The sequence below is a fragment of the Idiomarina sp. OXR-189 genome, assembly GCF_034373425.1.
GTDB lineage: Bacteria > Pseudomonadota > Gammaproteobacteria > Enterobacterales > Alteromonadaceae > Idiomarina > Idiomarina zobellii.
On record NZ_CP139706.1, the window covers coordinates 2,461,257 to 2,486,588 of the forward strand.

At 49.7% G+C, this 25,332-nt stretch carries 20 protein-coding genes; 8 read left to right on the forward strand and 12 right to left on the reverse strand.

Annotated features, from left to right (window positions below):
• Positions 1-17: 17 nt before the first annotated feature.
• From UM402_RS12110 to UM402_RS12120, 3 genes are read left to right on the forward strand one after another with little or no spacing between them, the layout of a single operon-like run.
• Complete coding sequence (locus UM402_RS12110) at positions 18-872, forward strand: virulence factor BrkB family protein (RefSeq protein ID WP_058578519.1); 855 nt, start codon at positions 18-20, stop codon at positions 870-872.
• 56 nt (positions 873-928) lie between these two features.
• The gene (gene dtd / locus UM402_RS12115; RefSeq protein WP_058578520.1) at positions 929-1,366 is read left to right on the forward strand and encodes a D-aminoacyl-tRNA deacylase; all 438 of its coding nucleotides are present in this window, start codon (positions 929-931) and stop codon (positions 1,364-1,366) included.
• 4 nt (positions 1,367-1,370) lie between these two features.
• The gene (locus UM402_RS12120; protein ID WP_058578521.1) at positions 1,371-2,273 is read left to right on the forward strand and encodes a bifunctional GNAT family N-acetyltransferase/hotdog fold thioesterase; all 903 of its coding nucleotides are present in this window, start codon (positions 1,371-1,373) and stop codon (positions 2,271-2,273) included.
• Positions 2,274-2,289: 16 nt separating this feature from the next.
• Here UM402_RS12120 and hutH read toward each other — a convergent pair whose 3' ends face one another.
• The 3 genes from hutH to hutC are packed head-to-tail and all read right to left on the reverse strand — an operon-like array spanning position 2,290 to position 6,210.
• Entirely contained in the window at positions 2,290-3,819 is a 1,530-nt protein-coding gene (gene hutH, locus UM402_RS12125) for a histidine ammonia-lyase (protein ID WP_058578522.1), read from the reverse strand.
• Between the two features lie 9 nt (positions 3,820-3,828).
• Entirely contained in the window at positions 3,829-5,505 is a 1,677-nt protein-coding gene (hutU, locus tag UM402_RS12130; RefSeq protein ID WP_058578523.1) for a urocanate hydratase, read from the reverse strand.
• A 3-nt stretch (positions 5,506-5,508) separates the two neighbouring features.
• A complete protein-coding gene (hutC, locus tag UM402_RS12135; RefSeq protein ID WP_053953381.1) occupies positions 5,509-6,210 on the reverse strand; it encodes a histidine utilization repressor in 702 nt (233 codons plus the stop codon).
• 113 nt (positions 6,211-6,323) lie between these two features.
• Here hutC and hutI point away from each other — a divergent pair, with 113 nt between their 5' ends.
• A complete protein-coding gene (gene hutI / locus UM402_RS12140) occupies positions 6,324-7,550 on the forward strand; it encodes an imidazolonepropionase (protein ID WP_058578524.1) in 1,227 nt (408 codons plus the stop codon).
• Here hutI and UM402_RS12145 read toward each other — a convergent pair.
• Positions 7,501-8,547, reverse strand: a complete 1,047-nt coding sequence (locus UM402_RS12145; protein ID WP_058578525.1) for a formimidoylglutamase — start codon at positions 8,545-8,547, stop codon at positions 7,501-7,503. The genes hutI and UM402_RS12145 overlap by 50 nt on opposite strands.
• Positions 8,547-9,032 carry a ribonuclease E activity regulator RraA gene (gene rraA, locus UM402_RS12150; RefSeq protein WP_053953384.1) on the reverse strand — a complete coding sequence of 162 codons (486 nt, stop codon included), beginning with the start codon at positions 9,030-9,032 and terminating at the stop codon, positions 8,547-8,549. Before rraA ends, UM402_RS12145 begins: the two co-directional genes overlap by 1 nt.
• A gap of 160 nt (positions 9,033-9,192) precedes the next feature.
• Here rraA and UM402_RS12155 point away from each other — a divergent pair, with 160 nt between their 5' ends.
• A complete protein-coding gene (locus UM402_RS12155; RefSeq protein ID WP_058578526.1) occupies positions 9,193-11,262 on the forward strand; it encodes a putative bifunctional diguanylate cyclase/phosphodiesterase in 2,070 nt (689 codons plus the stop codon).
• 13 nt (positions 11,263-11,275) lie between these two features.
• On the opposite strand, the gene hslU is transcribed toward UM402_RS12155, so the two are convergent.
• The 5 genes from hslU to priA all read right to left on the reverse strand — a co-directional run bounded on the left by hslU (position 11,276) and on the right by priA (position 17,916).
• Positions 11,276-12,628, reverse strand: coding sequence for an ATP-dependent protease ATPase subunit HslU (hslU, locus tag UM402_RS12160; protein WP_058578527.1), 1,353 nt, complete (start codon positions 12,626-12,628; stop codon positions 11,276-11,278).
• Position 12,629: 1 nt separating this feature from the next.
• Positions 12,630-13,187 carry an ATP-dependent protease subunit HslV gene (gene hslV, locus UM402_RS12165; protein ID WP_058578528.1) on the reverse strand — a complete coding sequence of 186 codons (558 nt, stop codon included), beginning with the start codon at positions 13,185-13,187 and terminating at the stop codon, positions 12,630-12,632.
• A 92-nt stretch (positions 13,188-13,279) separates the two neighbouring features.
• Entirely contained in the window at positions 13,280-13,849 is a 570-nt protein-coding gene (locus UM402_RS12170; protein WP_058578529.1) for an SPOR domain-containing protein, read from the reverse strand.
• A 6-nt stretch (positions 13,850-13,855) separates the two neighbouring features.
• Complete coding sequence (gene argS, locus UM402_RS12175) at positions 13,856-15,598, reverse strand: arginine--tRNA ligase (RefSeq protein WP_058578530.1); 1,743 nt, start codon at positions 15,596-15,598, stop codon at positions 13,856-13,858.
• A gap of 107 nt (positions 15,599-15,705) precedes the next feature.
• The gene (gene priA / locus UM402_RS12180) at positions 15,706-17,916 is read right to left on the reverse strand and encodes a primosomal protein N' (RefSeq protein ID WP_058578531.1); all 2,211 of its coding nucleotides are present in this window, start codon (positions 17,914-17,916) and stop codon (positions 15,706-15,708) included.
• A gap of 167 nt (positions 17,917-18,083) precedes the next feature.
• Here priA and rpmE point away from each other — a divergent pair, with 167 nt between their 5' ends.
• Both rpmE and UM402_RS12190 read left to right on the forward strand, forming a co-directional pair.
• On the forward strand, positions 18,084-18,296 hold the full coding sequence (rpmE, locus tag UM402_RS12185; protein ID WP_053953391.1) for a 50S ribosomal protein L31: 213 nt from the start codon (positions 18,084-18,086) through the stop codon (positions 18,294-18,296).
• Between the two features lie 242 nt (positions 18,297-18,538).
• Positions 18,539-19,783 carry a malic enzyme-like NAD(P)-binding protein gene (locus UM402_RS12190; protein ID WP_058578532.1) on the forward strand — a complete coding sequence of 415 codons (1,245 nt, stop codon included), beginning with the start codon at positions 18,539-18,541 and terminating at the stop codon, positions 19,781-19,783.
• Here UM402_RS12190 and metJ read toward each other — a convergent pair.
• Complete coding sequence (gene metJ, locus UM402_RS12195) at positions 19,780-20,103, reverse strand: met regulon transcriptional regulator MetJ (RefSeq protein WP_053953393.1); 324 nt, start codon at positions 20,101-20,103, stop codon at positions 19,780-19,782. The two genes, UM402_RS12190 and metJ, sit on opposite strands and share 4 nt — an antisense overlap.
• A 187-nt stretch (positions 20,104-20,290) precedes the next feature.
• On the opposite strand from metJ, the gene UM402_RS12200 reads away from it, so the two are divergent.
• Complete coding sequence (locus tag UM402_RS12200; protein ID WP_058578533.1) at positions 20,291-22,732, forward strand: bifunctional aspartate kinase/homoserine dehydrogenase II; 2,442 nt, start codon at positions 20,291-20,293, stop codon at positions 22,730-22,732.
• A gap of 22 nt (positions 22,733-22,754) precedes the next feature.
• Here UM402_RS12200 and UM402_RS12205 read toward each other — a convergent pair whose 3' ends face one another.
• A complete protein-coding gene (locus UM402_RS12205; protein ID WP_058578534.1) occupies positions 22,755-25,205 on the reverse strand; it encodes a penicillin-binding protein 1A in 2,451 nt (816 codons plus the stop codon).
• Between the last annotated feature and the right edge of the window lie 127 nt (positions 25,206-25,332).

Genomic DNA, 25,332 nt, shown 5'->3' on the forward strand with positions numbered 1-25,332 from the left:
GTAAGCGGCTCAATCGCATGAAACAAATAGACTGGAAACATTACGTTAGCGAAACCTGGCGATTTTTAACTTATTTCGGACGCCGGTTTAACAGCGACAGTATTAATGTGACTGCCGGGCACTTAACCTATGTGAGTCTGCTGTCCCTGGTACCGCTGCTTGTCGTTATGTTTACCATTTTCTCTGCATTTCCGGTCTTTGAAGAGCTAAAAGGCAACCTGGAACAGGCGTTGTTCGCGAATTTGTTACCCACCTCCGGCGAGCAACTGCAGGAATACATTAATGAGTTTGTTGCTAACGCCTCAAAAATGACAGCCGTTGGTGTCGGCTTTTTGTTTATTGTCGCCATTACGCTTATGTCAGCTATTGATAAGGCGTTAAATAATATCTGGCGAGACGTAAATAAGCGCCACTGGCTGGTCTCATTCGCGGTTTATTGGATGCTATTAACTCTGGGACCATTACTGATTGGCTCCGGCCTCGCAGCAACGTCTTACCTTATTTCATTAAGTCAGTTCGCTGATGAATATATTTCTGGTGCACGCAGTTTCACGTTATGGATGGTGCCGATAGCCACCTCTTTCATATTTTTCACGTTAATGTATCAACTGGTACCAAACCGTCAGGTTAAACTGCGTTACGCTGCATTTGGGGCCGCCATTGCAGCGATTTTATTCGAACTCAGCAAACAGCTTTTTTCGTTGTATATCACCTCATTTCCGACCTATCAGGCTATTTACGGTGCGCTTGCAACGGTACCCATTCTCATTATTTGGGTTTACCTGTCCTGGATGATTGTACTGACCGGTGCAGTGTTAACCGTCAGCCTGGAAGAATATCAACAGCTGCCGGAAGAGCCGACTTCCGATTGACCTTAGGCCCTTTTTAAAAGACCATAACAGGCTCGTTTTAACAGACTCGGGTTAACATGATAGGACTGATTCAGCGCGTATCACGAGCGAAAGTTACAGTCGACGATCAGATAGTCGGCGCCATTGATAAAGGGCTGCTCATATTACTGGGTGTTGAGCACGCAGACGACGAAGCAGCCGCTGACAAGTTGGCTCAACGCATTGCCAATTACCGCGTCTTCACAGACAGCGAAGGCAAGATGAATAATAGCGTTATTGATGAGTCAGGCTCTGTGCTGGTGGTGTCACAGTTCACATTGGCAGCAGATACACGCAAAGGCCGCCGTCCAAGCTTTTCATCCGCGGCAACACCTGACCAGGCGAAAGCACTATACTTAAGGTTCTGCGACGCCATGAAACAACACGGTTTACCTATTGAAACCGGTCAGTTCGCTGCCGATATGCAGGTTGAATTGGTCAATGACGGCCCCGTTACTTTTGAGTTAAGGGTGTAATGCCATGTATCGCGTTATAACACCACAAACCGACACCGAACTTGAACGTTATTATTACTTACGCTGGCGGGTACTGCGGGAGCCTTTTCAGCGCCCATTAGGCTCTGAGCAGGACGAGTACGATCAAGTTGGCCACCATCGCATGGTGGTGAATGAAGCGGACGAAGCCGTCGCTGTCGGTCGGCTGCACTTTAACAGCCCGGAAGAAGCACAAATACGCTTTATGGCGGTTGCGCCTGAATATCGGGGTGAAGGCCATGGCGTTGCCATTATTTACGCGTTAGAAATAGCGGCACGTCAGGAGGGCGCCACCCACGTTGTTATTAACTCGCGCGATAACACCATCGGCTTTTATAAAAAGTGTGGCTACGGCGTTGTTGAAGAAGCGGATACGGTCAATAACCCGATGGCTGAACACCAGTTACGCAAGTCATTTAACGACTACAACCGTATAATTTACCGTCCTGACTGGTGTGCAGAGCTGCAAAAGACCTGGCAGGAAGACATTCCTATCTCGGACGCCATGGGTATTAAAATTCATCAGTATACCGGCCGTGTTTTTGAAACCCGCGCGCAGTTATCACGTAACATCAATGTGCATGGCACCATGTTTGCCGGCAGCATCTATTCACTGGGCACTTTAACCTGTTGGGGCTTATTGCACTTGCAGCTACTCGAGCGAGAATTGGAAGGCTCAGTTGTGTTGGGTGACGGCAATATCCATTATCATAAGCCGGTCACACAGGAGCCACGGGCTGTCGCCCGGTTAAGCGATGTCACGGGAGACTTCTCGGCGCTTAAAGAAGGGAAAAATGCGCGTTTAATGATGAAGGCGCAAATTTTGGATGACGAGCGACCGGTCGCTGAATTTACCGGCCGCTTCGTTGTATTGGCTAAGCGCGACTAACGCTTAGAGCCAAAGCTTACGACAAAATATGCGGTAGTTTCACCACTGCCGCTAACTCACCCTTCTGAATTAAGTCACTGGCTGCCTTAATGTCCGGGGCAAAATAGCGATCCTGGTCGTAGTAAGCCACCTGTTCACGCAAGCAGTTAAAGGCGGTTTCAACCGCTGCCGAAGCTTTCAACGGACGACGGAAGTCGAGACCTTGTGCCGCTTCAAGCCACTCAATAGCAATAATGTCACTGACATTTTTAGCAATATCGGTCAAACGACGCGCTGCAAATGTCGCCATCGAAACGTGATCTTCCTGGTTAGCAGAAGTTGGCATACTGTCGACAGAAGCCGGGTGCGCCAAGGTTTTGTTCTCAGAAGCCAATGCGGCTGCGGTCACCTGCGCCAGCATAAAGCCCGAGTTCACACCACCATCATTGACCAAAAATGCTGGCAGCTTGCTTAGGTTACTATCAATAAGTAGCGCACTGCGACGCTCTGACAAAGCCCCAATTTCACTGGCTGCGATAGCCAGAATATCGGCAGCCATAGCGACAGGTTCCGCATGGAAGTTACCACCGGAAATAATATCCTGCTCTTCACTGAATACCAGCGGGTTGTCGGTGACCCCATTGGCTTCACGCTCTAAAATCGCTGAAGCATGCTCCATTTGATCAAGAACTGCGCCCATAACCTGAGGTTGGCAGCGCAATGAATAAGGGTCCTGCACTTTTTCGCAGTCTTCGTGATCTTTGGCAATTTCCGACGTTTCTGTCAGCACATGGCGGAACATTTCGGCGGCTTTAATTTGGCCGGGCTGACCACGCACAGCATGAACACGCTCATCGAATGGCGCACGAGAACCCATAGCGGCTTCTACCGATGTGGCGCCCACCAAAATGGCCGCATGGTAGTTACGCTCAATTCGGAACAGACCTGCCAAGGCCAATGCTGTCGATGCCTGGGTGCCGTTCAGTAAGGCCAGGCCTTCTTTAGGCGCCAGTTCAAACGGCTCTATACCGGCAATTTTTAAACCCTCTGCGGCACTCAGTATTTCGCCGTTATGACGAACAGAGCCTTCACCGACTAATGGCAGTACCATATGTGCCAGCGGCGCTAAGTCACCCGATGCGCCCACAGACCCTTTTTCCGGTATGCACGGATACACTTCAGCATTTAATAATTTGATTAACGCATCCACCAACACCTGACGTACACCGGAATAGCCACGCGACAACGAATTAATTTTCAGCAGGAGCATTAAACGCACAACAGCGTCTTCCATTAAGTCACCGGTACCGGCGGCGTGCGACAATACAATGCGACGCTGCAAATCAGTCAAACGCTCAGGTGGAATACGAGTATTCGCAAGCAAGCCAAAGCCTGTGTTAATACCATAAACCACGCGTCCCTGCTCCAGAACATCAGCAACAGTTTTTGCGGAAGTAGCAATATTGTCGTTTGCTTCATCAGACAGCTTCAGCGTCTGATGCTCGTAAAACCAGCTGCGCAAATCGCTTAGCTGCAGCTTTCCTGGCTGTAATTCAAAATGACTCATGCAACCTCCTTACTTCGTATCCAGCATCGGTAAATCAAGCCCTTGTTCACGGGCGCAGTTTTTCGCAATATCGTATCCGGCATCAGCATGACGCATAACGCCCGTACCCGGGTCATTCCACAGTACGCGGCTTAAGCGTTTATCCGCTGCTTCTGTACCGTCAGCCACAATCACCACACCAGCGTGCTGAGAGTAACCCATACCAACACCACCACCATGGTGCAGGCTCACCCAGGTCGCGCCACCAGCTGTATTCAACAGCGCATTCAGCAACGGCCAGTCGGAAACAGCGTCTGAACCGTCCTGCATGGCTTCGGTTTCGCGATTAGGGCTGGCTACCGAGCCTGAGTCTAAGTGATCCCGACCAATTACGATTGGCGCTTTTAACTCGCCATTTTTAACCATGTCATTAAACGCGCGAGCAATGCGGGCACGGTCTTTCAGGCCTATCCAGCAAATACGTGACGGCAAGCCCTGGAAGCTAATACGCTCTTTTGCCATATCCAGCCAGTTGTGTAAGTGCTCGTTGTCCGGAATGAGCTCTTTGACTTTCTGGTCAGTTTTGTAAATATCTTCCGGGTCACCCGAAAGCGCGACCCAGCGGAATGGGCCAATGCCTTCGCAGAACAGCGGACGAATGTATGCCGGTACAAACCCCGGGAAATCAAAGGCGTTATCAACGCCAACGTCCTTAGCCATTTGACGAATGTTGTTACCGTAATCCAGTACCGCAGCGCCTTCTTTCTGGAAGTGCAGCATAGCGCGCACCTGCACTGCCATCGATTCTTTCGCGGCCGCTACTGTACCGCTGGGGTCGCTTTCCTGCTTCGCTTTGTAGTCATCCAGTGTCCAACCCTGAGGTAAATAACCATGCAGCGGATCGTGCGCTGACGTTTGGTCGGTCACAACATCTGGCGTTACGCCGCGTTTTTGAAGCTCTGCATAAACGTCCGCAGCATTGCCCAATAAACCCACAGAAATTGCCTCGCCTTTGGCTTTAGCATCGTTAATCAGTTGCATAGCCTCATCGAGGCTGGTGGCTTTGTGGTCGACATAACGGGTACGCAAACGAAAATCGATGCGGGTTTCGTCACACTCAACTGCAAGCATACAAAAGCCCGCCATAGTCGCGGCCAGCGGTTGAGCACCGCCCATACCACCAAGACCGCCAGTAAGTACCCACTTACCTTTAGCGTCGCCGTCGAAGTGCTGACGAGAAACCGCGCCAAAGGTTTCGTAAGTACCCTGAACAATGCCTTGCGAGCCAATGTAAATCCACGAGCCGGCGGTCATTTGGCCATACATCATCAGGCCTTTCTTATCGAGCTCGTTAAAGTGGTCCCAGTTCGCCCATTCGGGCACCAGGTTAGAGTTTGCAATAAGCACACGTGGCGCGTCTTCATGCGTTGGGAATACGCCCACTGGTTTACCTGACTGAATCAATAATGACTCGTTTGGCTTTAGACGCTCTAACGTCTCTACAATTTTGTCATAGCATTCCCAGCTACGCGCCGCGCGACCAATACCACCATAAACAACCAAAGCTTGCGGATGCTCCGCCACTTCGTCATCCAGGTTGTTCATGAGCATGCGCTTGGCCGCTTCTACCTGCCAGTTACAAGTGGTTAGCTCGGTGCCGTGAGGTGCGCTTATTTTGCGACTTTTATCCAAACGGGTGAATGACATACGTTACTCCTTAAACGTTAGGTGGCCGCCTAATTTAAAGCGAGAGCCCGGATGCGTCAGCGTGGCAAAAGTGACCACGCCGCCAGAGCTCCAGGTGCGGCGGAAAATTCGTAAACAAGGCTCATGACGGTCTATGCTTAAGTACTGGCACACCGAATGAACCGGTAAAATAGCTTCAATTTGGTGACTGGCTTCGGTCAGTGGGCTCACCACACAGAGATATTCGTGCGGCGTCACTTTGCTGTAGTCCTGTTTGAGGTAGTCAGGCACCAGCGTCGGATTAACGAAGCGCTCCTCTAACTGCACGGGCTGATCGTTCTCGTAGTGCGTTATCAGCGAGTGATACACAGGAGCACCTTCCTCCAGCTCTAACGCTTCAGCAATTTGTGCTGAGGCCGGCTGCTCTTTCAGCAGGTGTACTTTGGCGCGGTAGTCATGGCCGCGTGAGCGCACTTCGTCGGCAATGTTACGAATGGCCATAAATGACGTTTGCGACTTGATAGGCGCTACATAAGTGCCAGAGCCTTGAGTACGTATCACTAACCCTTCGTCAGCCAGTTCCTGTAATGCTCTGCGCGCCGTCATTCGACTCACAGAGAACTGTGTACAAAGGGCATTCTCCGAGCTAACAGGGTGGTTTTCGGGCCACTCGCCAGACTCAATTTTGTGATAAATGTGCTCTTTAATTTTCGTAAATTTATTCACCGCATTCCTCACCGCTAAACAGGCAGTTGTGGTGGGAAAGTTTAGTGGAGAATAATTGTATATACAAGCTTGTTTTGTTATTCTTTTTTCATCGCAAATAAGAAAGGACTATTATGCAGCGCATCGAAAATATTACTGCCGCTACCATGTCTGATGACGCCGGTTATGGGCTCATACAAGACGCCGTGGTTATTATTAACGACGGTAAAGTTGAGTTTGTTGGGCCTGCTTATGATGCCCCGGCAACGCCAACCGCGGACGTTGTTGATGGTAACGGCGGGTTGCTGACACCCGGACTTATCGATTGCCACACGCATTTAGTCTGGGCTGGGTCTCGCGCTAATGAATTTGCGCAGCGTCTGCATGGCATCAGTTATCAGGAAATTGCCGAGCAGGGCGGCGGTATTAAAAGTACCGTCAAAGCCACTCGTGAAGCCAGCGAAGAAGAGTTACTGGCTCTTGCCTTAGAGCGTGCAGAAACGCTCATGTCACAAGGCGTCACTACGCTGGAAGTGAAGTCTGGTTATGGTCTCGATTTGGAAAACGAGCGAAAACAATTAAAAGTCGCTCGTCAGTTGGCCGAAAAACTGCCCGTACAGGTGAAAACCACCTTACTTGCTGCCCATGCCGTACCGCCCGAATATAAAGATAACGCCGACGGCTACGTTGATGACATTGTCAGCAGCATTCTGCCGACGTTAGCTCAGGAAGGCCTTGTCGATGCGGTTGATGCCTTTTGTGAAAGCATTGGTTTCAGTATAGAGCAGACTCGTCGGGTATTTGAAAAAGCGAAAGCGCTTGGCTTGCCTGTGAAGCTGCACGCCGAGCAAATTACCAATCAACAAGGCGCAAAACTGGCGGCTGAGTATCAAGCGCTGTCGGCTGACCATTTAGAGCAGTTAGACGAGGACAGTGTTAAAGCAATGGCCGAGAACGGTACTGTGGCCGTATTGCTACCGGGCGCTTTTTATTTTCTGCGTGACACTCAAAAGCCGCCCATTGAGTTATTAAGAAAATACAAGGTACCTATGGCGGTAGCAACCGATGCTAACCCAGGCTCATCGCCCATCCATAATTTACCGCTGATGCTACAAATGGCGGCAACCTTCTTTCATTTAACCCCCGAGGAATGCTTGCGGGGCGTTACGGTCAATGCGGCTAAAGCTCTGGGAGAAAACAGTCGAGGCGTTATCGCTGAAGGAAATTACGCTGACTTAGCATTATGGAAATGTCAGGATGCAGCAGAGCTAACCTACCAAACCGGGGTTAACCCACTGCAAACATTGTGGTTTAGCGGCGTCGCTCACGACCGTGTAAGTAAGCCGTGGTCAGCTCGCTAAGCAGCTGGCCACATATTTTCATGCCTTCTTCAAAACCGGCGCTGCACAGCGACGGCGCCGCTTCTGCTAAGTGCAAATAGCGGGTTTCATTGACTTCAGACAAGCGTTTTACATACTGAAAACCCTGCGCCAAACTCAACCCGGCATAGTTAACAGCGCTGGCTGGCACCGCATTTAGTGCATCGACATCCACTTCAATACCTAACGGACGTTGCCAGGAGTCTGCTTTGGCAACCACTTCATCCATCACTTCATAAAATGGGCGTTCGTACAGTCGGTGTAAGGTGTGATAACGCATACCGGCGTGTTGCAGCTGTCGTAAGCTTTCGGCTGAGTTTTTACCCTGATGCAGGCCAACCACATGGTAATACTCTAACGCCCCTTCCATGTAGGCATAGCTAAAGCCATTACCAGAATGACGGCCTTCTCTTGGACGAAAGTCTGCATGGGGGTCTAAGTTGACGGAGCCGCAAGCCTCTTCAGAGACTTCCGACAAGCTTTTCAGCAGCGGGTAGGCATTATTATGGCCACCGCCTATAATAATCACTTCAAAACCTTGTTCAAACAGCGGGGTTACAACAGCCCGTACTCGCGCATCCACTTGCGCGCAAAGCGCTCTTAATTCCGCTAAGTCGTGTTGGTTTTTCGCGTCTAAATCTGCTGCTGTATCCATCAAGTCGGCACAATTTACGGCACCAACTAACAGCAATTCGTGGGTGGATAATAAACCAGTTTTTTGTAGGTTCAGAAAGCTTTTTAAGAACGCCTGCCAACCGTCTTCTGCGCCGGCGCGTCCGAGATTGCCTCGCACACCAACGCTTTCCGGAATACCGACTAAAGCAACGCGCTGACCGTCTTCCCAGGCACTTTTTAAACTCTCTTCGTAGGTACCTTCTTCTGAAAGAACCCGTATTGCCTGACCTATTTTCGTTTCATGCTCTCTGACATTGACCCATTTCGCCGGGTCTGTCAGTTCCAGAAAAGAAATATCACTCATTACTCAATATCAAGTGGTTCTGGTGACAAGATAACGCCTGTAGTGTCAACGTATAGGTGATCGTCAGGCAGGAAAGTAACACCGCCGAAATTCACCGGCACGTTAAATTCGCCAATACCGTCGCTCATTGCAGCAACCGGAATTGAAGCGACTCCAAGAATGCCAATATCCAACTCTTCCAGCGCATCGACATCGCGGACCGAGCCGTAACAAACAATGCCTTCCCAGTCGTTGTCCATAGCTTGTTCAGCAATGGCCGCATCAATCAGTGCACGACGTGAGGAGCCACCGCCATCGACTAAGAGCACTTTGCCACCACCGTCTTCGGCGACTGTTTCTTCAATAATGCCTTTGTCTTCGTGACATTTAACAATCACTAAGCGCCCACCGAAAGACGGTCGTCCGCCGTAGGATTCAAACATGGGTTCTACCACATCCACCATGTCGGGATATAGGTCACAAAGTTCTGAAGTATTGTATTCCATGAGCGTATCCTAAAGTCGCTGTTGGCTAGGGCTAGGAGTATACCTGCTATCCTCTTATTACTAAAGGATTCAATAGCAGTGAACGAACCTCTTGAATTATAGAATAAAAACCCGTTTAATCTAGGTAACTATAAGAATAATAAAAGCAGATTAAATCTTAATGCCTCAGCTCGATCTGATCACCAGTCTGGCCATAGAAACCTTTACGCATTCAATACAAGCGTTGTTTTTACTGGGTTTCGCAGCCCTACTTCTGTATTACTATAGCTTCTACCGCCGAGATTACCTGCGTTACTGGTCGTTTGCCTGTTTCGCTTTTGGTCCCAGTGAACTTATTCGGGCACTATTAGCCGGCAGCGCCATGGTCGATCCGGAATCAACCCTGGGATGGTCCAGTGGCTTACAGGGTATTGCTCTGACCCTACAGTATTTGGCTATAACCTTTATTGGTCTCGGCGCCAGCTGTGCTGTTTTTAATAACAAACCGAAGCAATACTGGCTGTACGTTGCTTATGCCGCGTCATTGTTTGGCGGCATTATCTCTTACTTCTGGCTAGAGCCCTCCATTAGCTACACATCGAGTAGCCCGAATTCCGGCTTTATGCACTTTCTGGTTACAGGCCTGGCGTTATTCGTTATCGGTGTTTTCATGTGGCGACGTTTGGGCTCAGGTGTTGGCCCTAAGTTAGTTTCTGCAGGCTTTCTCAGCATTGGTATAAAGAACTTCATCGTACTTTATGGCCTGTATGCCATTACCGGTAATTCACTGGACTGGCTACTTAGCTTCCAGGCGTTAGTCACCGTTATAATTATTGCCGCTGTTATGGTCGGGATCATTATTTGGTTGTTAGAGTCTGAGCGAAATACCGCCGTTCGCGCAATTCAGCGTGCCGAGTATCTGCATACTCATGACGCACTGACCGGCGTATCTAATCGCGATCAGTTAGTCAGTAAAATTCCGTTGTTTATTGAGTACTGTCGCAGTAATAACCGTCATTTAACGGTCATGTTAGTCGGTATCAGCCGTTTTAAAGTGGTTAATGAAAACATGGGTATTCGCGGTGGCGACCAAGTCCTCAAGGAGGTCGCCAGACGTCTGCAAAACTTCTACAAACAACCGCTGACTGTTGCCCGCATTAGTGGTGATGTATTTGCCGTTGCTTTTGACCACCTGAAAAGCCGTAGTCGTATTAAAGATCTTGCTGTCGAAATCCAGAGCCGCATTGCTGAACCCATTGACGTTAACGATGAAACCGTCAATATCGTAGCCGGAGTGGGTATTTCAAGGTATCCACAACACGGAACCCGCTCAGAAGTGCTTATCAACAAGGCAACTATCGCACTTACGCAGTCCAAAGAGTCCCACCAACCTAAAGTGACTTTTTACGAACGCGGCATGGACGAGATGTATTCACACCTGGTGGATATGGAGCCGGTACTGCGTAAAGCAATGAACGACAACGAATTCCAGCTGTACCTGCAGCCGCAATTCGATTTTGACCATCAACAGCTTTGTGGTTTTGAAGCTCTTATTCGCTGGCAACACCCAGAGCGAGGCCTACTGAGTCCGGTCGAGTTCCTGCCCTACATTGACCAGTTAGGGTTGTCGGCTGAGCTTGATGATTGGGTGCTTAATGAGGCAGCGAACATTCTTATGCACTGGAAACGTCTGTTTGGAGTGTGCTGGCCTATTGCCGTGAATTTATCGGCGCCCCAATTCCAGCATTTCCAGCTTATTGAGAAAATGGAGCGCCTGCAGCAGGAGTTTGGTATTGAACCAGAATGGCTGGAGCTGGAAATTACTGAAAACGTTGCCATGTCAGACTTACATAACGGCATGAGCGTGATTCAACGGTTACGTGAAATGGGTTACGGTATCGCGATAGATGACTTTGGCACGGGCCACTCTTCGCTGGCGTATTTACGTTCGCTGCCCATTAATAAAATTAAAATTGATCGCAGTTTTATTAGCGAGCTACAACACAGCAATAACGATGTCACTATTCTAAAAGCCATGATTCGCCTTGCCCACGGCTTGGGTAAGCGGGTCATTGCTGAAGGCATTGAGACCGAAGAGCAGCAGGACATTCTGCAAAAACTGGGTTGCGATATGATGCAGGGCTATTTCTACTCACCGCCTATGCGTCAGCAGTTCGCTGAACAATTCATCGAGCGCCAAATTCAGGGCAATAAAAAACCGCTACCACGCGATGTGGCAGCGGCTTATTAGTCCTACTTTACGGTTACAAGATGAAGCGGCTTAAGTCTTCGTCTTGTGACAACTGGCCGACATGCTCATCCACATAGGCCGCGTCAACCGTTAGCTTTTCACCACTATGATCGGTCGCGTTGAATGAAATTTCTTCCATTAAGCGCTCCAGCACCGTATGTAAGCGACGCGCGCCAATGTTTTCAGTGGTTTCGTTCACGTGGAAAGCTACTTCCGCAATGCGCTGAATGCCATCTTCGGTGAACGTGACTTCCACACCTTCAGTGTTTAGCAGCGCATGATACTGTGTCGTCAGTGACGCACTTGGCTCTGTCAGAATGCGCACAAAGTCACCACTGGTTAACGCTTCCAGTTCAACACGAATAGGCAAGCGCCCCTGTAATTCAGGGATTAAGTCCGACGGCTTACTCATCTGGAAAGCACCAGAAGCAATGAACAGGATATGGTCGGTTTTAATCATACCGTGCTTAGTGTTCACCGTCGTACCTTCAACCAATGGCAGCAGGTCACGCTGGACACCTTCACGGGAAACATCCGGACCACTGGTGTCGCCACGCTTACAAATTTTGTCAATTTCGTCTAAGAAGACAATGCCGTTCTGTTCAACCGACTCAATAGCCGCTTCTTTAACGTCATCAGGGTTCAGAAGCTTAGCAGCTTCTTCTTCAACTAACTGCTTGTATGCGTCTTTAATACGCATTTTGCGTGCTTTGGTCTTGTCGCTGCCCATGTTCTGGAACATGTTTTGTAGCTGCGACGTCATTTCTTCCATACCCGGTGGCGCCATAATCTCAACACCCATTTGCGGCATGGCTAAATCAATTTCAATTTCTTTGTCGTCCAGCTGACCTTCGCGAAGCTTCTTGCGGAACACCTGACGCGTACCACGTTGCTCTTCGCTCTCTGGCTTCTCTTCCTGCTGCGCCCAACCCGATTGCGAGGTTGTTTTCGCCGGCGGCAACAACACGTCCAAAATGCGTTCTTCTGCCGCTTCTTCTGCACGGTAGCGAACGCGTTGCATCATTTCTTCGCGCGTTTGCTTAACCGCTACGTCAGTTAAGTCTTTAATAATGGACTCAATTTCTTTACCGACATAACCCACTTCGGTGAATTTGGTCGCTTCAACTTTGATAAAAGGCGCTTTTGCCAACTTCGCTAAGCGGCGGGCAATTTCAGTTTTACCCACACCCGTTGGGCCAATCATCAAAATGTTTTTAGGCGTCACTTCCTGACGCAGGTCATCATCGAGCTGCATGCGCCGCCAGCGATTTCTTAACGCCACTGCCACAGCTTTTTTAGCCTTATCCTGGCCAATAATATGGCGGTTCAATTCATCAACGATTTCTCTTGGGGTCATCTCCGACATCTTAACTTTTCCCCTTAGTTATCTTGTCTTCGACAATCGACTCTTGCTCTTCAATGGTTTGATTGCCGTTGGTGTAAACGCAGATATCACCCGCTATGGTCAGTGATTTTTCCACAATATCGCGGGCGTTTAGTTCAGTATTCTCTAATAAAGCGCGAGCGGCAGACTGGGCAAACGGACCACCCGAGCCAATTGCGATAAGGTCATTCTCTGGCTGTACGACGTCGCCGTTCCCGGTAATGATCAATGAGGACTCTTTGTCGGCAACGGCCAATAACGCTTCCAGACGTCTCAGCGCTCTGTCGGTGCGCCAGTCTTTCGCCAACTCGACGGCAGCACGCATAAGGTTGCCCTGGTGCTGTTCGAGCTTAGCTTCAAAACGTTCGAATAAGGTAAAAGCGTCCGCTGTACCGCCGGCAAAACCAGCCAACACCTGGTCATTATAAAGACGGCGAACCTTGCGAGCATTGCCTTTCATTACAGTGTTGCCAAGAGATACTTGGCCGTCACCACCAATGACAACTTTGTCACCGCGGCGTACTGATACGATAGTAGTCAAATCTGGACCCTCTTTTTGTCTTTGCGTCAATTTCTGACAACGATGACCAGTATCTGAGGGTCCTTTGAGGATTTTTCAATGGTGGGCTGGGACTAATCGATGTTCCAGTTCCAGATAGCGCAACCAAATACCTGATTACGCTGCAACTTATGGCGATCACGCTCGGCATCACGCTTGGTTTCATAAGGCCCCAGGATAACGCGATACCACAAGCCGTTACTGCCTTCGGTGGCACGAACCTGCGACTCTAACCCCGCCATAGCAATTTGGGCGCGCAAACGCTCAGCGTCAGACTGCTGTCGGAATGAGCCGCACTGCATAAGTTTTTGTGGTCCCACTTCGCGTTCAGGCACGTCGACTTCGACTTCTTTGCTTTCCAGCTCTTCAATATAGCGCCAGCGCTCAGCTGACTTCTCCGGAAGCAGGTCCGCCGGAGGTGCCTGAACTTCAGGTTGGTTGGCCTGTTCCTCAGACTTGCCGCTAATAGACACCAGAAAATAGACAAAGCCAGCAATAATTGCGACCGCAATAATCACGATAGCCCAGGGGACTGGCTGTCTGTCACTAACCGGTTTTGCACCACGCTGAGTTTTCTTATTGCTGCCTTTTTTCTTCGACGGCTTGCGCTTGTTTTGTTTCGGCTTACGATTCGCGTAATCCATACTCAACTACATTTTCTCCAGCGTTGGAATACCCAGTAAATCTAAGCCCTGTTTCAAGACATTGGCCGTTAACCTTGCCAGCTTCAAACGACTGTTGCGCAGTGCTTCGTCTTCCTGATTCAAAATTGGGCAGGCTTCGTAGAAGCTCGAGAAACGCCCCGCCAAATCAAACAAATAACCGCATAAAAAGTGCGGCATGGCTTTATTCTGCACCTGAACCAACACCTCGTTGAAACGAACCAGTTGGTTTGCCAGCGCAAGTTCACGCTCGTCGTCTAAAATGAAGTCGGCACTTTCATCAAAGCCGGTCTCACCCAAACGGTAAAAAATACTGTTCACACGGGTAAAGGCGTACAACAAATACGGGGCCGTATTGCCTTCGAATGTCAGCATGTGATCCCAGTCGAAAATGTAGTCGCTGGTGCGGTTTTTCGATAAATCGGCGTATTTCACCGAGCTAATGCCAACCACTTCAGCAACGCGTTTTTGCTCGTCTTCGGTTAGGTCCGTTGTTTTTTGTTGCAGCAGCTCCAGTGCGCGGCGCTCCGCTTCGTCCAGCAAGTCGGCCAGCTTAGTCACACCACCGTCTCGACTCTTGTATGGCTTACCGTCTTTGCCCATAACCGTACCGAAACCGTAATGGTCCAGTTTAATATCACCTTCGACAAAACCGGCTTTGCGAGCCAGTGTAAAAATCTGATCAAAGTGCAATGACTGACGCGCATCGACAAAGTACATGAGGTGGTCACCGCCTAAGACTTTTTGGCGATATTCAATAGCTGCTAAGTCAGTGGTTGCATACAAGTAACCGCCGCCTTTTTTCTGAACAATAATTGGCAGAGGCTCGTCTTCTTTGCCTTTAAATTCTTCTAGGAAAACACACTGTGCGCCCTCGTCTTCCGTTAACAGCCCTTTTTCACGCAGATGCTCAATAACGCCCGGCAGCTTATCGTTGTAGGCACTTTCTGCCATCACGTCGTCGCGCGTTAACTTAACACCTAAACGGTCGTAAACGTCCTGACAATGGCTGAGAGATACATCAATAAACTGGTTCCAAAGCTTCAGGCAATACTCGTCGCCAGACTGCAGCTTCACCACCAACTGACGCGCGCGGTCAGCAAACTCTTCGCTTTCGTCGAAACGTTGTTTCGCCGCTTTATAGAAGGTTTCCAGGTTGCTCAGTTCGTACTCTGCTGACTGGTTGTCCAGCGCTTCCATGTACGCCAGCAACATACCAAACTGAGTCCCCCAGTCACCGACATGGTTTTGACGAATGACTTTATGCCCTAAAAACTCGCTGACCCGAGACACTGCGTCGCCGATAATGGCTGAACGTAAATGACCAACGTGCATCTCTTTCGCCAGGTTTGGTGACGAGTAGTCAATAACAATGGTTTCGCTATTGTCAGCAACATCGACGTTCAGGCGGTCGCTACTGAACATCGCGCTCAACTGATCTTTCAACTGGTCTTGTGAAATCGTGAAATTAATAAAACCCGGTCCGGCAATATCGGTTTTTGCCAGCAACGTATTTTCTGGAATCGCCTCAATAATGGCTTCGGCTAACTGACGCGGGTTCGACTTAGCAGGCTTCGCCAACATCAGTGCGAGGTTCGTCGCAAAATCACCGTGCGATTTGTCTCGGGGACGGTCCAACTTAATGTTTACTGGGAGATCATCAGGCAAAGTGCCCTGTGCTTTAAGTTGACCAATCGCTTCGGCCAGTAACTGTTCAAGTTGTTCTTTCATTAATGCGACTACCTGTATGAAAAATCGAAGAGGAAATTCAAGACGCTCAAATTCAAAGCGTATAGTTTAATCGCTACGCCCGATAAAAAAAACCGCTTAAGTGTTAATCAGCTAAAGTCTTGTGGGTCGATATCCAGCGACCAACGTACTTTCTTCAATAACGGCAAGGCGTTAATTTGCGGCAGCAAGTGCTCAATAAGCTGGAATCGCAGCTTCCTTGAAGGACAATGTAACAGCAATTGATACCGGTAACGACCGGCTTTACGTTCCATCAGGGCCGGCATTGGGCCTAATAAAAAAGCCCCTTCTACGTCGGGCATTAACTGCTGAATTTGAGTCATTGCCTGTATGACCGCGTCGCGGTCGGTTGCTTCTGCCCGAAACAGCGCCAAATATGAAAATGGCGGCAGCTCACTTTGCTGACGCTCAGCAAGGGCGGTTAACGCAAAATGCGAATACCCGTTGTTGAGCAAGTCCTGAATGAGCTCATGTTCAGGGTGGTGGGTTTGCAATACCACTTTACCCGCTTTATGTTCTCGCCCGGCACGCCCGGCGACCTGGGTATACAGCTGCCCCAGGCGCTCTGCTGCACGAAAGTCGGCACTGTAAAGCGCGCCGTCGACATCCAGCAAAGCGACCAAAGTAACATTGGGAAAATGGTGCCCTTTCGCCAGCATTTGCGTGCCCACCAGAAGCGGGTACTCGTTATTAGTCGCTTTTTGCAGGTATTCGTCCAGCTGACCTTTGCGACGTGTAGAGTCCCTGTCAATACGCAGCACACCACGCCCCGGGAACATTTCTTTTAACGTGTGTTCCAGCTGCTCGGTGCCGACCCCATGCGAAATAAGCTGCGGCGAACCACACGAACCGCATTGTCGCGGTATTCGTTGCTGGCTACCACAATGGTGACACTGCAGTTGCTGGTGAGTCTTATGCACGGTGTAATAAGCGTCACAGCGGTGACACTGCGCCAGCCAACCGCACTCGTGACACATCAATGCCGGTGCAAACCCGCGACGGTTTAAAAACAGTAACACCTGGTTGCCGCGCTCAATTTCGGTTTGAATTTGCTCCTGCAACGCTTTTGAAATACCCGCTTTTACCGGTTGCTGTTTCAAGTCAATAAGCTCGTGCTTGACCATTTCCGCGCCGCCGGCTCGCTGACCCAACTTAAGCCAGTGGAAGCGTTTACTCACCGCGTTATTTAATGTTTCTAATGAGGCTGTCGCACTGCCCAATACCAGTGGTATGTCTAAAAGCGCCGCACGCTTCGTGGCTAAGTCCCGCGCATGATACCGAAAGCCGTCCTGCTGTTTGTAAGACAAGTCATGCTCTTCATCCACAACAATAAGACCCAGCTTCTGGCAGGGGGTAAACACTGCCGAACGGGTGCCAATAACAATGGCAGCATGGCCGTGCTTTGCATCCAGCCAGGTATTTAAGCGCTCGCGGTCACTCATGGCAGAGTGCAGCATCACCACAGGCACATCGAAGCGTTCTTTAAAGCGTTGCAGGGTCTGCGGTGTCAAGCCGATTTCAGGCACCAATACCAACACTTGCTCACCACGTTCCAGCACTGGCTGCATGGCTTGTAAATACACTTCTGTTTTACCACTGCCGGTAACCCCCTCCAGCAACAACGTACTATGCTTGCGCTGCTGGTTAATGGTCGATACCGCCACAGCCTGCTCGGTATTCAGCGAGTGACCTTCCTCACGCAATACCGTCTGCTGACTGCGCCAGTCTTTCGGCTTCTTCGGTGCCCGTTCCTGAACGGTTATCCAACCTTTGTCCTGCAACGTTCTGAGCACCGCCGAGCTTACGCCAATATCACTTAAGTCACTGCGCCGCAGCGGTTGGTGCTTCAGAGCGGCCAACACCTGCTGTTGTCGTGTTGCCCCTTTCAAGTCGTTAATGGACTGTGCCAGCCCCAAGTCGGTTAACGCGTAGAAGGTTTCGGTTAAATACTCGGGTGCATCGCCTTTTCGCAACAGCACCGGTAAACTGTTTGCCGCAGCGTCTCCCAACGAATGATGGTAGTAATCGGCCGCCCAGTTGACGAGCTGCCACACATCGTCTGGCCACAACCGATTAGAGTCGAGCACGTTTTTTACGTATTTCAGCTCAAATTCAGGCGCAGGATCATTTGCTTCACTGACAACATAGCCAACCAGCTGACGTTGTCCGAAGGGTACGCGCACTCTTACGCCCTGCGGCAATGGCTCAGGGCTGTTGCACAGGTAGTCATAAGTTTGTCTAAGAGGCAGTGGCAACGCAATTTTATAGCGCCGCTCACCACTGGTATTGGCTTGCGTCATGGCTCTATTTTGAAACGCGGACACCGATAATACAAGGCAATAGATTCTGCTTGATCACAAGCCGTTGATCGCTTAAAATGCGCGGCTCTTAAATCATTGATGTTTTTTTGCGCATGGTGTTCGGCTTTGGATCGAATGGCGATGCGGCCCATAACTGAGGTAACCCCATGAAACAAGGTATTCATCCTAAGTACGAAGCAATTAACGTAACTTGCTCTTGCGGCAATAAATTTGAAACTCGTTCTACCCGCACCGAAGACTTGCTGGTTGACGTATGTTCAGAGTGCCACCCATTCTACACTGGTAAGCAACGTGTAATGGACACTGGTGGTCGTGTCGACAAATTTAAGAAGCGTTTTGGCGCTCTGGGCAAGAAATAAGCCTAAGAAAAGCTATAGAAAACGCTACTTTAGAGTAGATTTATTAGAAAAGGCGCTAAACAGCGCCTTTTTTGTTTCCCGCACCGCTGAAAAGCCTATTGTTAAAGAAAAGTTAACCGGTGTACTTTTAACCACCCTAAAAGTTTACTGCCAGCTAACTTACGGGAGGTATGATTTGTTTCTTCACTGAGAAGCGATAGACTGTCATTATTCTCAGTAACGCAAATTGGGCAACGCACCTCATGACTGACTTTCGCCAACAGGCACTGGACTACCACGAATACCCAACCCCCGGAAAAATATCGGTTGAGCTCACCACCCCCGCTGAAACCAGTAAAGACTTAGCATTGGCATACAGCCCAGGTGTTGCCGAGCCCGTGCGAGAAATAGCACAAGACCCGGACAATGCCTATCGTTACACCGCAAAAGGCAATATGGTCGCGGTTATTTCCAACGGCACCGCTATTCTTGGTTTAGGTAACTTAGGTCCGTTAGCCTCTAAGCCGGTTATGGAAGGTAAAGCGCTGTTGTTCAAGCGCTTCGCCGGGCTGGACTCAATAGATATTGAGGTGAGTCACCGCACCACACAGGACTTTATCAATACGGTCGCTAACATTGCCGATACCTTCGGTGGTATTAACTTAGAAGATATTAAAGCGCCCGAGTGCTTCGAAATTGAACAAGCGCTAATTGAACGCTGTAATGTCCCGGTTTTTCACGATGATCAGCACGGTACCGCCATTGTTACCGCTGCCGGTATGCTCAACGCACTGGAAATTCAGGGTAAAAAACTGGCTGACTCACGCATTGTTTGTTTAGGTGCCGGCGCTGCCGCTATTGCTTGTATGGAGTTGCTGATTAAATGCGGCGCTCAGCGCGAGCACATTTATATGCTCGACTCAAAAGGCGTTATTCATACACGCCGCGACGACTTAAATGAGTACAAGCAACTGTTTGCAAACAACACCGACAAGCGCACATTAAAAGACGTAATTGACGGTGCAGATATTTTCGTTGGCGTGTCGGGCCCCGACCTATTAAGCCCGGAAGAGTTAAAACTCATGGCACCCAACCCGGTGATATTTGCCTGCTCTAACCCTGATCCGGAAATTAAACCTGAAGTAGCAATGGCTGCGCGGGATGACCTCATTATGGGGACAGGTCGCTCTGACTATCCAAATCAGGTGAATAACGTACTTTGCTTTCCGTTCATGTTCCGTGGGGCGTTAGACGTACGGGCTACCGCTATTAATGACGAAATGAAAGTGGCAGCGGTAGAAGCTATTCGCCAACTCGCCAAAGAAGAAGTACCGGACTCAGTACTGAAAGGCGCAGGAGAAAAGTCGCTAACCTTCGGCAGAGACTACATTATTCCTAAACCTATTGATCCACGTTTGTGTCAGCGCGTTGCCCGCGCAGTTGCGGAGGCCGCAGTGAAGTCCGGCGTCGCCAAAATCGATATGCCGGACAATTATATGATGGATTAATCGTCCAATTCGTCGTCGGTGGGGATGGGCAAACCACGTTTTTCCAGCTCATCTCGCACCGCTTTTGGTATTTTCTCAGGGTTCGTTTTTTTCAAGTCATCGTCTGTGGGTAACGGCTGCCCCGTAAAAGCGTGTAAAAAAGCCTCACACAGTAGTTCGCTGTTGGTAGCATGGCGCAAATTGTTAACCTGACGGCGAGTTCGCTCATCCGTAAGAACTTTCAGTACGCGGGTCGGAATAGACACCGTCACTTTTTTTACCTGTTGGCTCTTACGACCATGTTCAGCGTATGGGTAGATATATTCACCGTTCCACTTCATTATTTTTGCCCTGCGTTATAACAAAACCACATAAGTTATATTGAATTGTACCCAACTGAGCCGCCCCGTCAATTTTTATCCGTCTAGATGGCTAAAAATTGCTGACATTTGCGTCACAATATTTTAGCCTTAAGGAAATAGCGCTTTCCAAAGCCACAGTAGACGCAGAGTTATTAAGGAAAATGGGATGACAGACGTACCGATCACTGACGCAGAAAAACAAAACGTGGCTGACAGCGTGCAAGTACATAAATTTGGCGGCAGCAGCTTAGCAGACGCATTCTGTTACCGCCGCGTTGCGCGTATTGTAACAGAATACGCCGGCGCCAGTGATCTCGTTGTGGTTTCGGCGGCTGGCGACACCACCAACCGCATACTTGCCATTATTAACGCCAAAGACAATCCAGGCGACACGGCATCTATTTTACTTGACCAACTCGAACAGTTTCAGCAGGGGCTTATTACAGAGTTATTAAGTGGCGACCTCGCTGAACGACTACTAAAGCAATCTTGCACAGACTTTGCCCGTTGGCGACAATGGCTGGCCGGCGAAGAAACGATAACGCACAACGCAGAGCTTTTATCTTACGGTGAACTTTGGTCTGCCCGCTTACTGGCAGCCCTGTTACAAAAGCAAGGTACGCGCGCTGACTACATCGATGCCCGTGACTTCTTATTGGCCGCCGATGCCCCTGAACCCGTTATTCAGGTCGAAAAATCACGCGAGAATTTGCTCAAACGTGTCGCGCCCCACTCAGGCACCCGTTTTATTGTCACTGGCTTTATCGCACGCGGTTTAAATGGCGAAAGCCTGACATTGGGTCGTAACGGCAGTGACTACTCCGCTACCTTGGTCGGCAGTTTGCTCGACGTAAAACAAGTCACGATTTGGAAAGACGTTGCCGGTGTTTACTCAGCCGATCCGCGCAAAGTCGAACGAGTTGTCAGCTTGCCTACGCTCGACTGGACAGAAGCCGAAGAATTGGCTCGTCTGGGCAGCCCGGTTCTGCACCCCAGAACTTTTCAGCCGGTCGACCGTAACCGCATGGTCATTTCCGTTCGTTCCAGTTTGAAAGTGGAAAACCAGAAAACCCGCATTGGTCAGTTCCACGACACAGAGCCTCGCGGCAAAGTATTCACGTCGCTTTCTGAAGTGTTGCTGTTTAAAGTACAGCTGCACGACAAAGCACTTGTTAAAAAGCTCGACGAGCTGGACTTAACGCCACTAGTCAGCTGGGTAGAGCCGGAAAATCACACGCAGTATTTGGTCTTTCATCAAAACCATGCTGACTACCTTAACGAGTGGCTCGACAAGGTCGATGCCAACGATGCCATTACACAAATTCGCGGCTACTCAATGCTGGCCATTGTGGGCAACCGTATTCAGGAAACTGATCAGTTTTCGACCTTCAAGCTGCAGCTGTCTGAGCAAAAAGTTCGTCGCTTCGTACTCAGTGAAAAAGGTGATTCTGCCGTTGCTATTTTAGAGCAATCACTCGACAGCCGACTGCTTAACCGCCTGCACAGCCAGCTCTTTAACTATCGCCGCAGTTTGGGTGTTTTAGTGATTGGTCGCGGCAATATTGGCAGTGCCTGGCTCGAGTTGTTCCGTCAACAGCGTGACCGCATTAACCAAGTCATGGACGTACGGGTTATTGGCATTGCTAACTCACGCCAGCTTTGGCTGGATTACAACGGGGTCGACTTAGGTGAGTGGGCCAGCGACTTTGACCGTTTGGCACGCCCTTATGTGTTAACCGAACTGCTAAGAGAGCTACCTAACGCGCCTTATGACGAACTTGTCGTTATTGATTTAACCGATGCCAAACAGATAGCGCAACTGTACCCAAGCTTGTTTGCCAACGGCATGCACATTATTAGCGCCAACAAGCGCGCAGGCTCGGCCGACGAGGCTTTGTACCGCGAAATACGCACCATTCAACACGAGTACAAACGCGAGTGGCTATACAACACCACGGTTGGCGCCGGGCTTCCGCTTAACTATGCCATTAACGACCTGCGTAACTCAGGCGATGAAATTCGCAGTATTTCTGGAATATTCTCAGGCACAATGTCCTGGTTGTTCGAAAACTTCACCAAAGGCGTCAACTTTAGTGACTTAGTCAAAGAAGCCAAGACCCGAGGTTACACCGAGCCGGATCCACGCGAGGATCTCTCCTGTCAGGACTTAGTCCGAAAACTGCTTATTCTTGCGCGCGAAATTGGCTTAAAACTCGACTGGCAGGACATACAGGTTCAGTCCTTGGTGCCAGAGCATTTGCGGGACATTTCTGCGGCTGAGTTTATGGATAAAGTAACGGACATGGATGAACCTATGAACCAAATGCTGGAAGAAGCAGCGAAAGACGGAAAAGTCCCTCGCTTACTGGCCAGCTTTTCGGTGAGCCAGGACAATAAAGTCACGGCAAGCATTGGTATTGAATACATACCTGAGGGCGATATGCTGGCGAACCTTATTCCAGGCGAGAATATCTTCGTGATTTACACAGACTGGTATTCGGAAATGCCATTAGTAATTAGCGGCCCCGGAGCCGGCAAGCACGTCACAGCCGGCGGGGTGCAGTCAGACCTTAACCAGCTACTTGGGAAGCTGTCTGTCGGTCATTAATTTTCGGTTCAATAGGCGGGCGTTAAAACAACCCGCCTTCATCTTCGAAAATATCATCGTTGTTACTGTCGCCGCGAACGTACTCCGTAGGCTCTGTACCTCTAATAAAGTACTCGAACCGTGAGGTATAGTCGTTTTTACGCGACAGTTTGCCCGTTTCTAAATCGATACGAACATTCACCACGCCCGGCGGTATGCTGAACTCTCGCGCCGGGTATTCAGGAATCGCTTTTTCCATAAAGAGTATCCAGCCCGGTAAAGCTGTTTTTGCGCCGGCTTCACCGCCTGTTATCGCTTGCTGGCTAGAATCAACTTCAGGGTGCTTACTGGTGCGTCCCAGCTTTCTTGAAACGTCATCAAAACCAACCCAGGTGGTCGTCACTAAGCCTGAAGTGAAACCCGAGAACCAAGTGTCCCGCACGTCATTGGTGGTACCGGTTTTACCGGCAATGTTACGACCCACTTCCTGAGTAATAGGCTTCGAACGCTGAATACGCCAGGACGTACCATTCCAGCCGGTGCCATTTGGCCAGCTGCCACCACCCCAAACGGCAGAGTTCATTGCCTGCTCAACCAAAAACGCGTTCTGTTCGCTAATAACTTGAGGAGCTGGCTTTTCGCAGTCGTAACAAGCCCGCACCGGATCAGCCTTATAAACCGTATTGCCATCCATATCTTCAATCCGGTCGATAAAGTACGGTTCGACTAAAAAGCCGCCATTCGCAAATACCGCATAGGCCCGTGCCACTTCCATTGGGGTCATCGATAACGAGCCCAGTGACAGCGATTCATTTTCAGGAATGGTATCTCTTTTTAAACCAAACTTAGCAATGTGGTCGGCAACTTTCTCAACACCAACCTCGCGAATTAAGCGCACAGATACCACGTTTTTAGACTTCGCCAGGCCTTTTCTCAAGCGAATAGGCCCTTCATAGACCTCGGGCGAGTTCTTTGGACGCCACGCAATGCCTGACCCCGGGTTCCATTGGTTGATGGGTGCGTCATTGACCAACGTTGCTAACGTCAATCCTTCTTCAAACGCCGCTGAATAAATCAATGGCTTTATGTTCGACCCCACCTGACGCTCGGCCTGCAGCGCCCGGTTGTATTGACTCAGAGTGAAACTATACCCACCAACGACGGCAGCCGCGGCGCCATCGTCTGGTCTTAGCGACGCAATTGCTGAACTCGGCTCGGGTATTTGCGCTAAACGCCATTGCTCGTTAACGGTGCGCAACCAAATAACGTGTCCCGGCTGCATAATATCGGATGCGGTTTCTGGTGGCTCGCCCTGACGCTCTTCATTGAGGTATTCGCGCGCCCAGTGCATCGACTCCCAGGGCAAAGTAACAGCACCAGCGCCTTTGACCATCACAGTTGCCGTCTGCTCCTCAACGCCAGTAACAACAGCAGGTGTTACATCGCCAATGCGTTTCAGCTGCTCTAAATACTGCTCTATTTCTTCTTGAGGTAACGCTTCCTGGCCTTCTTCTTCAGACCAGAGAATACTGATAGGTCCGCGATAACCGTGACGTTCGTCGTAGCTATGCAGGTTATCCCACACGGCTTGACGAGCGGCTAACTGAACATCACTTTTTACCGTTGTGTAAACGTTGTAACCGCCAGTATAAGCCTCTTCTTCACCAAAACGGTCGACCATTTCCTGACGCACCATTTCTGCCAGGTAAGGAGCACTCACGGTAACTTCGGCACCATGTCGACGCGCTGTCACCGGTGCATTGGCCGCTTCATCAAATTGCGTGCGAGTAATTTTGTTTTCATCCAGCATACGCAGCAGCACAACTCTGCGGCGTTCTTTTGATGCCTGTGGATTAGAAATTGGGTTTAGGTTAGAGGGCGCTTTCGGCAGACCTGCCAGCGTCGCCATTTGTGCCAGCGTTAACTCATGCAGCTCTTTACCGTAATAAACCTGGGCTGCTGCACCAATACCGTGAGCTCGATGACCGAAGGTGATTTTATTTAAGTAAAGCTCCAGAATTTCGTCTTTACTCAGTTGCTGTTCAATATGCACAGCAATAAAGGACTCTTTAATTTTACGCATGAGCGCGCGTTCAAACGTCAAAAAGAAGTTGCGCGCCAGCTGCATAGTAATGGTACTGGCCCCTTGCTGCACTTCACCGGTTGTTATGAGCACGCTAAACGCCCGCATAACGCCAATAGGGTCAACACCAAAGTGTTCGTAAAAACGACTGTCTTCGGTCGCCAGGAAGGCATCAATAAGTGGCTGAGGTACATCTTCGAGCTTAATAGGAATACGACGCTTCTCACCAAATTGTGAGACTAGGTGCCCGTCGGCGGTAAACACCTGCATTGGGGTCTGCCAACGAACGTCGCGCAGCGTTTCGACACTAGGCAGTTCGGGTTTGACGTATAAATAAAGTCCACCAACTGTTGCACCACCAAGAACCACACAAATTAACATTGTGTAGAGTAGCCTTTTAAACCACTTCAATGACCTGCTCCATAACCACTTAAAATGTAACTGTCGGCAAAATAAGCATTTTCCGACACTACCTACCGTTCAATTCCTACCCGCATATTATGGCGGATTTTTGTTCAGAACACTACGATTGCATCTG

Bases quoted from the DNA above. Each gene is read 5' to 3' on its own strand.
- UM402_RS12110 (WP_058578519.1), top strand. From the start codon at position 18: ATGAAACAAATAGACTGGAAACATTACGTTAGCGAAACCTGGCGATTT.
- dtd (WP_058578520.1), top strand. From the start codon at position 929: ATGATAGGACTGATTCAGCGCGTATCACGAGCGAAAGTTACAGTCGAC.
- UM402_RS12120 (WP_058578521.1), top strand. From the start codon at position 1,371: ATGTATCGCGTTATAACACCACAAACCGACACCGAACTTGAACGTTAT.
- hutH (WP_058578522.1), bottom strand. From the start codon at position 3,819: ATGAGTCATTTTGAATTACAGCCAGGAAAGCTGCAGCTAAGCGATTTG.
- hutU (WP_058578523.1), bottom strand. From the start codon at position 5,505: ATGTCATTCACCCGTTTGGATAAAAGTCGCAAAATAAGCGCACCTCAC.
- hutI (WP_058578524.1), top strand. From the start codon at position 6,324: ATGCAGCGCATCGAAAATATTACTGCCGCTACCATGTCTGATGACGCC.
- UM402_RS12145 (WP_058578525.1), bottom strand. From the start codon at position 8,547: ATGAGTGATATTTCTTTTCTGGAACTGACAGACCCGGCGAAATGGGTC.
- rraA (WP_053953384.1), bottom strand. From the start codon at position 9,032: ATGGAATACAATACTTCAGAACTTTGTGACCTATATCCCGACATGGTG.
- UM402_RS12155 (WP_058578526.1), top strand. From the start codon at position 9,193: ATGCCTCAGCTCGATCTGATCACCAGTCTGGCCATAGAAACCTTTACG.
- hslU (WP_058578527.1), bottom strand. From the start codon at position 12,628: ATGTCGGAGATGACCCCAAGAGAAATCGTTGATGAATTGAACCGCCAT.
- UM402_RS12170 (WP_058578529.1), bottom strand. From the start codon at position 13,849: ATGGATTACGCGAATCGTAAGCCGAAACAAAACAAGCGCAAGCCGTCG.
- argS (WP_058578530.1), bottom strand. From the start codon at position 15,598: ATGAAAGAACAACTTGAACAGTTACTGGCCGAAGCGATTGGTCAACTT.
- priA (WP_058578531.1), bottom strand. From the start codon at position 17,916: ATGACGCAAGCCAATACCAGTGGTGAGCGGCGCTATAAAATTGCGTTG.
- rpmE (WP_053953391.1), top strand. From the start codon at position 18,084: ATGAAACAAGGTATTCATCCTAAGTACGAAGCAATTAACGTAACTTGC.
- UM402_RS12190 (WP_058578532.1), top strand. From the start codon at position 18,539: ATGACTGACTTTCGCCAACAGGCACTGGACTACCACGAATACCCAACC.
- metJ (WP_053953393.1), bottom strand. From the start codon at position 20,103: ATGAAGTGGAACGGTGAATATATCTACCCATACGCTGAACATGGTCGT.
- UM402_RS12200 (WP_058578533.1), top strand. From the start codon at position 20,291: ATGACAGACGTACCGATCACTGACGCAGAAAAACAAAACGTGGCTGAC.